This window comes from bacterium, from assembly GCA_016786595.1.
Lineage (GTDB): Bacteria > Bdellovibrionota_C > UBA2361 > SZUA-149 > JAEUWB01 > JAEUWB01.
This window is the reverse complement of the sequence record JAEUWB010000044.1, coordinates 1-10,957: the sequence shown is the minus strand read 5'-3', so window position 1 is coordinate 10,957 and position 10,957 is coordinate 1. Positions and strand designations below refer to the sequence as shown.

At 45.0% G+C, this 10,957-nt stretch carries 12 protein-coding genes and 1 tRNA gene; 6 read left to right on the top strand and 7 right to left on the bottom strand.

The genetic code is table 11. The annotated features are described in order from the left end of the window. The coding region (locus JNK13_06610) for a DNA-formamidopyrimidine glycosylase (GenBank protein ID MBL7662405.1) at nt 1-111 on the top strand (111 nt) is incomplete at its 5' end. A 325-nt stretch (nt 112-436) separates the two neighbouring features. Here JNK13_06610 and JNK13_06605 read toward each other — a convergent pair. Together JNK13_06605 and JNK13_06600 are read right to left on the bottom strand one after the other, a co-directional pair. Next, nucleotides 437-1,009, bottom strand: coding sequence for an NAD(P)H-dependent oxidoreductase (locus JNK13_06605; protein ID MBL7662404.1), 573 nt, complete (start codon nt 1,007-1,009; stop codon nt 437-439). 3 nt (nt 1,010-1,012) lie between these two features. Next, a complete protein-coding gene (locus JNK13_06600) occupies nt 1,013-1,681 on the bottom strand; it encodes a DUF4124 domain-containing protein (GenBank protein ID MBL7662403.1) in 669 nt (222 codons plus the stop codon). A 67-nt stretch (nt 1,682-1,748) separates the two neighbouring features. Between JNK13_06600 and rph the strand changes: the two genes are divergently transcribed. Continuing rightward, entirely contained in the window at nt 1,749-2,477 is a 729-nt protein-coding gene (gene rph / locus JNK13_06595; GenBank protein MBL7662402.1) for a ribonuclease PH, read from the top strand. An 11-nt stretch (nt 2,478-2,488) separates the two neighbouring features. After that, a complete protein-coding gene (locus JNK13_06590) occupies nt 2,489-3,121 on the top strand; it encodes a non-canonical purine NTP pyrophosphatase (protein ID MBL7662401.1) in 633 nt (210 codons plus the stop codon). A gap of 31 nt (nt 3,122-3,152) precedes the next feature. Here JNK13_06590 and JNK13_06585 read toward each other — a convergent pair whose 3' ends face one another. Then, nucleotides 3,153-4,241 carry an ABC transporter substrate-binding protein gene (locus JNK13_06585; GenBank protein MBL7662400.1) on the bottom strand — a complete coding sequence of 363 codons (1,089 nt, stop codon included), beginning with the start codon at nt 4,239-4,241 and terminating at the stop codon, nt 3,153-3,155. 101 nt (nt 4,242-4,342) lie between these two features. Here JNK13_06585 and JNK13_06580 point away from each other — a divergent pair. After that, a tRNA-Pro gene (locus JNK13_06580) sits at nt 4,343-4,420 on the top strand. Between the two features lie 680 nt (nt 4,421-5,100). On the opposite strand, the gene JNK13_06575 is transcribed toward JNK13_06580, so the two are convergent. Together JNK13_06575 and rocF are read right to left on the bottom strand one after the other, a co-directional pair. Then, nucleotides 5,101-5,532, bottom strand: coding sequence for a TraR/DksA family transcriptional regulator (locus tag JNK13_06575; protein MBL7662399.1), 432 nt, complete (start codon nt 5,530-5,532; stop codon nt 5,101-5,103). Between the two features lie 324 nt (nt 5,533-5,856). Next, nucleotides 5,857-6,756: an arginase gene (gene rocF, locus JNK13_06570; protein MBL7662398.1), complete on the bottom strand. Its 900-nt coding sequence runs from the start codon at nt 6,754-6,756 to the stop codon at nt 5,857-5,859. Nucleotides 6,757-6,827: 71 nt separating this feature from the next. On the opposite strand from rocF, the gene JNK13_06565 reads away from it, so the two are divergent. Beyond that, on the top strand, nt 6,828-7,109 hold the full coding sequence (locus JNK13_06565; protein MBL7662397.1) for an oxidative damage protection protein: 282 nt from the start codon (nt 6,828-6,830) through the stop codon (nt 7,107-7,109). Nucleotides 7,110-7,240: 131 nt separating this feature from the next. On the opposite strand, the gene JNK13_06560 is transcribed toward JNK13_06565, so the two are convergent. Beyond that, a complete protein-coding gene (locus tag JNK13_06560; GenBank protein MBL7662396.1) occupies nt 7,241-7,732 on the bottom strand; it encodes a hypothetical protein in 492 nt (163 codons plus the stop codon). A gap of 567 nt (nt 7,733-8,299) precedes the next feature. Between JNK13_06560 and JNK13_06555 the strand changes: the two genes are divergently transcribed. Continuing rightward, entirely contained in the window at nt 8,300-9,220 is a 921-nt protein-coding gene (locus JNK13_06555; protein MBL7662395.1) for a hypothetical protein, read from the top strand. Nucleotides 9,221-9,271: 51 nt separating this feature from the next. Here JNK13_06555 and JNK13_06550 read toward each other — a convergent pair. Then, nucleotides 9,272-10,957, bottom strand: a 1,686-nt coding sequence (locus JNK13_06550; protein MBL7662394.1) for an AAA family ATPase, incomplete at its 5' end; no start/stop codon positions are given.

Below are 10,957 nucleotides of genomic sequence, written 5' to 3'. Positions count from 1 at the left end.
TTACGCGTTTACGACCGCGCCGGCTTGCCCTGCAAGCGCTGTAAGACGCCAATAAAACGCTTAGTGCAAGCCCAGCGCAGCACTTACTATTGTCCAAAATGCCAGACCTGATTAGTTTCTCGCGTCATTGAGGAATCCACTTGATTCACCTATGTCCTTGCTCCGACAAACTCTAACATCGAAGTTTCCAATTCATTATTTTTGCTCTGTATCGACTTTCTTTGGAGCTGTAGATGACTCACACTGCTCTTCGCGTCATTGCCACGCCTGGCACTGGCAGGTGTGGCAATCTGTTAACCGGTAAACAACATTTAATCGTGCTAAGTGAACAGATTGCTTCACTTCGTTCGCAATGACCTATGAATTACTAAGTGAATAGATTGAGGAGCTTGTCCTGCCCGCGACCTGAGCTACTGAAAACTATGTAAATAGCTTGCTACGCTAAACGGTGAAGCGCTCTGGTGACATCGCAGAAAAACTTTGTAAGATTTCGGACTGCAGTAATCGCCTTCTCATCTTTTAAACTTCCATCCGGATTAAATGCCTCTTGGGCTTTACCCAACGCGTACTGATCCGGCAAAACATGAACTCCAATGTTGCCAAGAATTGCTCGTAAGTGAATTAATCCGCGCAAGCCCCCAAGCGCACCAGTCGAGGCACTCAACAATGCCCCAGTCTTACCTTTAAATCCCGCCAAAGGTGGCTTGCCTGCTTCGGTCCGTGAAACCCAATCAATTACATTCTTTAGCGCAGCAGTAACTGAACTATTGTATTCAGGCGAGGCAATTAAAAATCCATGCGAATTAATAAAGAACTCTTTTAAAAGTTGAGCATTTTTCGGCGGTTCAGCTTTCTCTAGGTCTTCACTAAAAATCGGCAATGGATAGTCGCGTAATGAAATTAATTGAACAGTTGCGCCAAATTCAGTGGCAACACGCGCCGCCGCTCCAACCAAAAGCTGATTATAAGAGGCTGAACGCAGACTCCCTGAGAAAGCTAAAATATTCATTAATTATGCTCCAACTTGAATTGTGATTTTGGGTTTTGGCTTTGCTGGATATGAAATTCCAGCTTGCTTTTTCTGCTCGATGCGCACAGGTAACTTGTCCGGCGGAATATAATAGGTAGCTTCCTCGTTTGGGCTTACCTTCTCCGGGCCAGCTGCAGAGATTGTTGTGCCGTCTTCAAATTCAAACATCACTAACACTTTATTCGCCGCAATGCTGCTGTTGTTCTTCACATTCACTTTACAGGAAGTAATTTCATTCTGGTTGCCATGTGTAATTTTAGTTTTTCCTGGCGTTAATGTTGCTTTGAGGTCGAAGTTCTTTTCATCTGGACTTGAGATCTCAGTAGGGGGTTGCTCTTCGAGAGGGGTCTTTTTTACCTCCTGAGGAGTTTCGCTATTCGGATCTAAATTTTGATTTAGCAACACGTCTTTCTCGACAATCGGTTCAGTTGTTGGGCCAGGTTGATAGGCTTGAATTAACTTTTTAGATGAATAACGGGTGATGGTCTGCTTCTCTAGTTTTTCTAGCTTCTGGGCATTGGCTGGAGGCTTGGTCCCAAATACCATCTGCCCGGAACTGTCTTGCCAGCGATATAAATCATCAGCACGGTCTTCACTCAGACTGGATGATGCTAGCGTGATCAATAAAATAACTACAAATAGGCGCAACATTGAGTTTTCTCTCTTTAGTCTGTAAAAACGCACTCTCACATTACTTCTTTTATTAACGGAGAGGAAGATGTCCCAAAAAACTCGTGCCGACGGCAGAAACTCTACTGCCACTCGTGAAATCTTAATCCGCCCCGATGTAAATCCCTACGCCGAAGGCTCCGCTGAAGTTCGATTCGGCAATACTCTAGTGCATTGCACAGTCAGCATTGAATCTGAAGTTCCAAAATGGCTCGCCGGGCGAGGAGAGGGATGGATTACAGCTGAATATGGAATGCTTCCGCGCTCTACCCACACACGCTCCTCACGCGAGGCGGCAACTGGTAAACAATCCGGCCGAACACAAGAAATTCAGCGTTTAATCGGCCGGGCACTGCGTCAATCCATTGATTTAAAATCAATCCCCGATGTCAGCCTTAAGATTGATTGTGATGTAATTTGCGCAGACGGCGGAACGCGCACAGCAGCAATCTCTGGCTCCTGGGTTGCTCTTGCCCGCGCAATCAGAAAACTTAAAGCCGAAGGTAAAATTAAAAACGCCGTTCAACTTCGACAAGTTGGAGCAATCTCAGTTGGACAAGTTGCCGGCAATCTCGTCGCTGATCTCGATTACCTCGAAGATTCCCAAGCTGAATTTGATATGAATGTTGTCGCCTATCGCAGCGGAGAGCTGATTGAAGTCCAAGGCACAGCTGAACGAGCTGCACTCAAGCTCGATCAATTTAATAATTTGGTGAATATTGCCTTTACTGCCCTTGACCAAGTCTATCAGGCCCAAGACCGAGCAATTAAAGAATAATAGCAGCATCAATGCTTAAAAGTTTTATCTTTGCCTCCAGTAGCGCCGGTAAGTCAGCAATGGTTAAGTCAGTTGCTCAAGAATTTGGCATACAAGTGCTCGACCTCAGAGATATATTCCCTAACGAGAAAATAGAAATTCTAGAAGATCAAACTAGCTATCTCGGTAACGCCAGAAAAAAAGCTCAAACAGTTTATCAACGCACCCAACAACTTGGTCACGATCTTGCAGTCCTAGGTGATGATAGCGGTCTAGAAGTCGACGCCTTGTCCGGAAAACCAGGGATTTTCTCAGCTCGCTACCGAGGATTAAAAAACCTCCCCCCCAGCGCAACAGATGCCGATCGCAATCAGGCCTTACTTGAAGAACTATTACCCTTAAGAACTCCTGATTCGAAAATTACTGCCCGCTACGTCTCATTCTTAGTGCTAATTTTGCCTGACGGCAGCGAGAAAACAGTTAGCAGCGCTGTCCCAGGTGAAATTTTACCCACACCCCGCGGAGAAGGGGGCTTTGGCTACGATCCCTTATTCTTTGACCCCAAGGTAAAAAAAACCTACGCCGAATTCAGTCACGCTGAATTAATGCGACACGGCTTTAGAGTTCTTGGTCTCAGGAAATTGTTTGCAATGCTTCAGCATTAAATTCGGCCACGGCAGCTCTAATTTATTTTTTCTAATTGATCTTTTTAAAGGCATCTTTTTCTACGATCTTTACCGCCGCAGGTAATGTAAAGCGATTATCTTCAGTCGCAGAATATACGCCGGCTGCCCCTCGATAGTCTTTTAACGTCTTCAAACTCCCAGCAATCTTAAGATTGTCTCTCCCATGCAACTCAACCCCGCGCGCAATTAAATTCAACGTATCATAAGCATTCGACGATGTAAGACCCGGAAATTCTTGATACCTAGCCTGATACTTCTTAACAAACCCAGCTGTCGCATCATCAACATTCACATACCAACTGCCATATAAAGCCCCATTCGAAGCTTTAACAACGTGCTCGTCTTCAAAAAATTCAGCCCCAAAAATCTCCCCACCAATCCCCAATTCTTTAATCCGCCTCGATGCTGTCGCAAGCCCGTCTGAAAAAACCGCTAGATAAATCGCATCAGCATTAGCACCCCGTAGCTTTGTCAGAGTTGTATTAAAATCAGTTGTTCCAACTGCTAACTGCTCGTGAAAAACAAGCCGCTCATAAAGACCTTCCTGCTTCAACATCGAGAAAAACGCCTGGTTATAAGCCTCAACCCCTTGCTGAATATGAGAAATTCCCGCGATCCTCTGATAACCCCGACGCTTAATCTCTTGCGTCATCTTCTCCGCCTCCGCCTCCGGACTAACCCAGTGAATAAAAACATAGTCCTTACCAACCGCAAAAGCCTTATCCGACGCACCAATGTCAATCATCAACTTCTTCTTGCGCTCCGCTAACGGCGCAAGCGCATGCCCAATCCCCGAAGTCATACATATAATCCCGTCCACCCCCTGGAGGTCTGTCATCATCTGGAACGTAGAGATCGATTTTTTTGGGTCCATCGAATCATCAGCATAAATCAGCTTAAGCTTTGCCTGCATTTCTTTCGATAGCTCACTATACGCCAAATCAACCGAACGCTTCGTAAAATTTGCAATCGAAGCACCCTCGCCAGTAAACGGTAGAATTAACCCAAGCGTATACACCTTGCTCTCTTCTCCCACCGCAAAAGAACTAGGAATCGCAATTAATAATACAGCGACAATGATTTTTCTGATGTTTCTCATCAACTCAATCTACAGTTAGTCATTTCTTATGTAAACTCCTGGAAAACTATAAAAACTAGACAATATTCAATGATTTTAGCTATAAAGCACCTTCGTTTTATCGGGGTGTAGCGCAGCCCGGCTAGCGCAACGGTTTTGGGTACCGTAGGTCGGAGGTTCGAATCCTCTCACCCCGACCAAACTTTCTTTTGCGAAAAAGAAAGTTTGGATCAAAGAAAACGGCATGTAGCTTGCAGCTGCTTCAAACCACTCGAGAACACTTCTAGCCATATAGCGGACTGCTTAGTGCAGAGGCTTTCTTTTGCGAAAAAGAAAGTTTGGATCAAAGAAAACGGCATGTATCTTGCAGCTGCTTCAAACCACTCGAGAACACTTCTAGCCATATAGCGGACTGCTTAACGCAGAGGCTTTCTTTTGCGAAAAGAAAGTTTGGATCAAAGAAAACGGCATGTAGCTTGCAGCTGCTTCAAGCCACTGGGAGCTTACGACAGCAAGTGCGGTAATCTGTTTGCGTCTCGTGTCATTGCGAGGAACAACGTGACGAAGCAATCTGTTCACCGGTAAACAACATTTTATCGCGCTAAGTGAAGAGATTGCTTCATTTCGTTCGCAATGACCTATGAATTACTAAGTGAAGAATTTGTGGAACTTGCACTGCCTACGACTGGCTTACACGACCTAGTCCTTTGATGGACTAGGTCCAACTAATTTTTCTTTCTTGTACCTTATGACTTGTCGTTCTCACGGATGACGATCAAAATTACAAAAAGAAGGCCTACCGCTTTCTTTTTGCTTACTTTTTCTTTCTCGCGCCCTATGACTTTCTCGTCCTTACGGACGACGGTCAAAAGTAAGTAAGCTAGTCGTCAGAGTCGATGGAGACGGATTCGCCAGAACCCCAGCCAGAATCATCATCATCATCACTTTCATCAGTGTATTGACGTTCTTTTTGCTCTTGCAGACGCTTACAGTCGATGCAGAGTTGGGCAATTGGTCGGGCTTCAAGACGCGCCGCGGCAATTTCTTCACCACATTCCTCACAGACACCGTATTCGTCAGTGTCGAATTTTTTCAAGGCGCGCTCAACTTTGTCAAGATGCTTACGCTCACGAGTTCCGAGCTTTTGAATTGCAGCCTGACTGATTTCTAGAGAGGCAATATCAACAGAGTCCCCTGGACCTTCTTCGAGATTTTGTTCAGACTCGTCTTTTAACTCACTCAGATGGTTTAAAACCATTTGCTTTTCCATGAGTAGTTGCTTTTTGAATTTTTCAAGTAACTTCTTATTCATATTGTTCTCTATTAAACTCTATCAAGAGGATTTCATTTATTATAACTGCAGCTAAAAGCTTCTCACTAAAGAATAAGGTTTTAGCCCCTGTTATAAGTGCTACGTTCCAGATACAAATAAATAGCATTTGCTCGAGAAATATCTAAGCAAAAGATGCGCAAGTGCTATACTAGCACCACAATAAAAATGGAAGTCTGGTGATAAACATTGGGTAAACATTTTCAATAAGAGATTCAGGGACTTGCGCGGAACTAATCACTGTTAACTCCTGAAATTGTCAAGAAATAGGACTTTTGAGCGGATACGCCTGCTTTCGAGCAGCACCTACATAATTGATTTTCCAACGGCAGATTCAATTAACGACGCGCCAAAATCAGCAGTCTGGTCATTAATATCTAAACTCGGGTTTAATTCTACAAGTTCAAACCCGAGCATCTTTCCTGTTTCATAACACATTTCAACCATCAGATGAGATTCGCGGTATGTGAGGCCGCCACGAATCGGTGTGCCCGTGCCAGGTGCAAGCGCAGGATCAACAGCATCAAGGTCGAATGAAACAATAAAACCCTCGGTCCCTTGCATTACTTGAGAGAGCGCTTGATCCATGATTTTTCCAGCGCCGTGGTAGTCTACGTCTTTCATCGTGTAGGCAGTGAGATTGTGTTTGCGGATTAATTCCTTCTCAGGCGCGTCGATGTCGCGCAAGCCGACGTAGACGATTTGCTTGAAATCAAGCGGGCTCTGCGGAAATTCTGGGATTAAGGGAGTAGGGGCAATTCCAGTGAGGAAAGCAATGGTCATACCATGGGCATTTTTTGAGGTCGTAGTTTCTGGAGTATTGAGATCTGGATGAGTGTCAATCCAAAGTAGCCCTATTTTCTTTCCAGCGTAATGACTTTTGAAGGCACTGTAAGTTCCAAGGCTAACGGTGTGATCTCCGCCAAGGATGATCGGGAAATAGCCAGCTTCAAGTGCTGATTTTGTCCGGCTGTTGATGTCTCGTAGCGCGGCAGCGACGTTGTCGTGATTTTTAATATTATTTCTACAAGCAGATTGTGAATTAAAATTTAAATCGGTTGATCCTAGGTCAGAAACATCTTTGCCGAGCGCTTTGAGTCTTTCAACCAACTTTACGCCGCGTAAAGTGTCTGGCCCATATTCTGCTCCAGCTTTATAACCACCAAACCCAAAGCGGTAACCGATGATGCCGTATTTTTTGTCCATAGCTTGCTCTTAATTCGATAACAAATTATATCGTGATTGTTATAGCTGAAGGGCAAAGAAGGAGAAAGCAAATGTCTAGAACAGTAATCTGTGTGAAATTAAAGAAAGAAGCCGAAGGCTTAGCGGCAGCTCCATTTGCTGGTCCTTTGGGGCAGGAAATTTACGAAAAAGTTTCTAAAGAAGCTTGGGAAGACTGGAAAGATAACATGATGATTAAGGTCATCAATGAGTATCGACTCAATCTAGTTGATCCCAATCACTATCAGACGCTACTCAAGCAGATGAGCGCTTATCTTGGACTTTCTGGCGATAAGATTCTTGAAGTCGAAAATGCAGAGCGCGGGAAAAGCTAAGTTGGTTAGAGGGCGTGCGGTCATTTGTTACCTTAAGTCGTGCTAGGACTTTGGAAAACCAGTGAACAACCACACGCCCAAGGCAAACCCTGTTGCTAGTGCAGCAGAGTCGCTATCAGCATCAGTCGAGTTCATTCCTTTCTCCGTGTTCGTGTTTCAACTGGAATTTCTGCAGGATCAGGTGAGCCGAAAATAAACCCACGCAGCACCGTCGGCAGCAATTCTTGTTGCGCCAAGTGTGCAGCGGATTCCCATTCGACCGTACGCTCGATGCAGAGCCAGTCCAGCGGCAAGTATTGGTTAGTGCGCGCGATTTCAATCAGCACAGCGCCGTGGTCGCCAAATTCCTGCATGAACGCATCCAGTGTCAGTGTTTTCTGTGCCAGTAGGCGCGGGGACCGACGCGAACCTCCGGATTGGATGAGATGTAGCACGATCTCATAACCGATCGGCGTGTGTTCAACGGTAAGTCCCACGTAAGGCTCTTCACCCAGTAGACCCGTGAACTGATAGAGCGCCGTTCTAAAGCCAAGCTCCATCTCAATCCATTCTGTGCGGTCGATCGTACCTGTCGCCTCGGAATCCTGGAGTTTGAGGAAACTTCTGAGGACAGACGGAACCATGTCGAGTAGTTGTTCTTCATTTTTCATTTTTTCCTCCGTAGAGTTTTTTACGGAAGCATTTGGACAAAACCTTATTTGACCGCAACGCCTCCAGAAATTGGAAGCGTTTGCAGTGCGTTTGCTTACCCCATTGAAGATTTCAAAGAGCAACAACTACTTTTTAGATCTTAGCTTCTGGAAAAGAGTTAAGCGCTAGGGTCGGAGGAATTATTTCTAGAATAACTATTCGAATTTATGATGAATTCTTGAATTTTTGAGTTTATTGAAATTAGCGAATGACGGTGAGGGGTGTATGCATGGACCCGCGCGAGGGAGCTTACTTTTTATGTTAATTATGGTATACGCAAGGGCTTCAAATTCCTATCCTGAGTAAAGAAAATTTTACGCCTTGAGTTGTCAACGCTAAATGCAATTACAACTCGGGGCGTAGCAGTGATTAAGGTTTTATTACCGGTCGACTTTGGTCTTTTGATCTTAAGATATCTTACTGGTTACTTGAGGTGTCAAATCCAAGCTTAGAAACTACACTTCAGGCGACCAGTAAAACTCGGTCGAAAGGGGGACTTTATGTCCTATAATTCAGTTCAGACGTTAACTGTCGAAAAAATTCTAACGATGGAGCATGATCGTGCTCTCGCGTTAATCCATCAGCTTTCGGCTGGGACCGTGAAATTGCAGGCGAGCAACGACGATACTATTCCAGATCTTTTGTTTGCTTTTGGTTTGCGAATCGCAATAATGGAAGAGTCAAGGACGTGGGGGTTCGCGATCGAACTAATGCGAGCTGCAGTGGGATTAGATTCAGAGAGAAACCTACTTGCCAGTCCTATTGGCGTCCCTAGGGTAGGGCTGTCGCGATTAGGGTCAGAGTATGATGCTCCTAAGAACAGCAGGAGCACTCTTGCAACAGAAGCTGAACTCAAAGAGAGCCTCGAGTTCTTGCAGCGCGTTGCAGCTTTAGCCGAAGCAAGGTGGCAAGGAACGACTCAAGCTATTGCGCTGTGCTGTATTTTCATTGTTCGATGCAATTTGCTCTGCTCAGCAGGATTTTTAGAGCAGGCCAGTCAAGCACTGAGCAGCGCTTGTGAGGAGAAGGATAAATTGCCGAAGGATGACCTCGAGCAGACGATCCAATGCACCATCGAAGACCTGAGGCGGCGCATCACTCAAAGTGAAAGCTGCTATCGTGACCTGTTGATTACTAATCAAGCGCTTCTCGATGAGATCGAAACCGCCGCTAATTCGACTACGGGAACTTATGAAGATCAGCTTTCCCAGCTCCTCACTTGGTGTAGAGTTGTGACTAGTCTACCTTCTTACGAAAGAGGCTTCTGTGTTGAAATTGACAAGCAGCTTGCCTTTTGCCGCAAGGTAATCGAGGCTGCTGGGATACTTCTTTTAGCCAGATTAGGCAGTGAATGGAAATCGTCGCAATTCGGTGTGACTATTCAGCAGATCGATGAATTGCTAACAGGGAAAGGCTACTAAGCCAGACGCTAATCGCAACGCCTAGCGTAGCGGCACGAAAGACTTTAGGTTTTACCCAACGGTTTCAGTGCTGCTACGCCCTTCTTTCCCAAGACCTTTCCTTACTAATTTGCTCTTACGGGGTTCGAAATGAAGTTCGAGTTGGTGATCTTTGACATCAACCTTAACTAGGCCGCCTTGAGCGAGAGAGCCGAACAGTAATTCGTCGGCAAGCTTATCTTTGATATTGCTTTGAATGTAACGATGCACCGAGCGCCCGCCAAAACGCACATCATAGCCTTGCTTGGCAATTAAAGTACGCGCCTCAGCGGTGAGCATGATGCTTACCTTACGTTTGGCCAAAGTCGAATCAATTTCAGTGATAAATTTATCAACTACACGCTCAATAATGTCAGATTGAAGTGGCGAGAAATTTACAATTTTATCCAAGCGGTTCCTAAATTCTGGAAGAAACATCTTGTTAATCGATTGGTCGCTGGATTTTGGCTGCTGCTCATTAAAGCCGATAGCATTCGTGCTATGCGCATCTGAACCAACATTCGAAGTCAGAATTAAAATAACGTTTCTAAAATCTGCCTTTCTACCACTGGTATCAGTCAGCGTGGCATTATCCATGACTTGTAGCAGCACATGGAAAATATCTGGATGAGCTTTTTCAATTTCATCGAGTAAAAGTACAGCTGAGGGCTTTCGAATAATTGCTTCAGTTAAAAGCCCACCTTGATCGAAGCCAACATACCCAGGAGGAGCGCCAATTAAACGTGCTACAGAGTGTTTTTCCATGTATTCGCTCATGTCAAAGCGAATCAGTTCCATACCTAAAGTCAGAGCCAGCTGCTTAGCGACTTCTGTTTTTCCAACTCCGGTCGGTCCAGCAAAAAGAAACGATCCAATTGGCTTTTGATCGGCGGTTAAGCCAGCACGGCTACGCTTAATGGACTGGGCAAGGGATTCGATTGCAGCATCTTGGCCGAAAACAACACGCTTTAAATCGCCTTCTAGATTTTTTAAACGCTCGGTCTCGGAAGAACTTACTGTGCGCGGAGGGATTTTCCCGATCGAAGCAACTATCTTTTCAATATGGGATACTTTGACAATTGGCCATGTTGACTTGAGAGCACTCTTACCTTGATCTTTTGACTGATTGGAAAGACTAACTAAGGCTCCGGCTTCATCCAGCACATCAATTGCTTTATCTGGTAAAAAACGATTAGTGATAAATTTCTGTGAAAGCTCTACCGCGCTAATTATCGACTGCTCGCTATAGGTCACTTGGTGATGCTTTTCAAAGCGACTTTTTAAGCCCTTGAGGATGTTAATTGTCTCTTCAGTTGAAGGTTCGTTAATTTCAACACTTAAAAAACGTCTCGCTAAGGCGCGGTCTTTTTCGAAGTGATTTTTATATTCTTCAAAAGTAGTGCTGCCCATGATGCGCACTGTGCCCTGAGTTAAAAGCGGCTTTAAAATATTTGCTGCATCAAGTGAACCGCCAGAGGTCGACCCGGCGCCAACAATCGTATGAATCTCGTCAATATACAGTGCTGAATCCTTAATTTGTTCTAAAGCTTTGACCACGCCCTTAAGGCGTTCCTCGAAATCCCCACGATAGCGCGTGCCGGCAATTAAAAGACCCATGTCGAGTGAAAAAATCTGCATGTCTTTAAGCTGGCTAGGAACAGAACCTTCGACTATCTTTTCAGCTAAGCCCTCAGCGATTGCAGTTTTCCCAACTCCTTG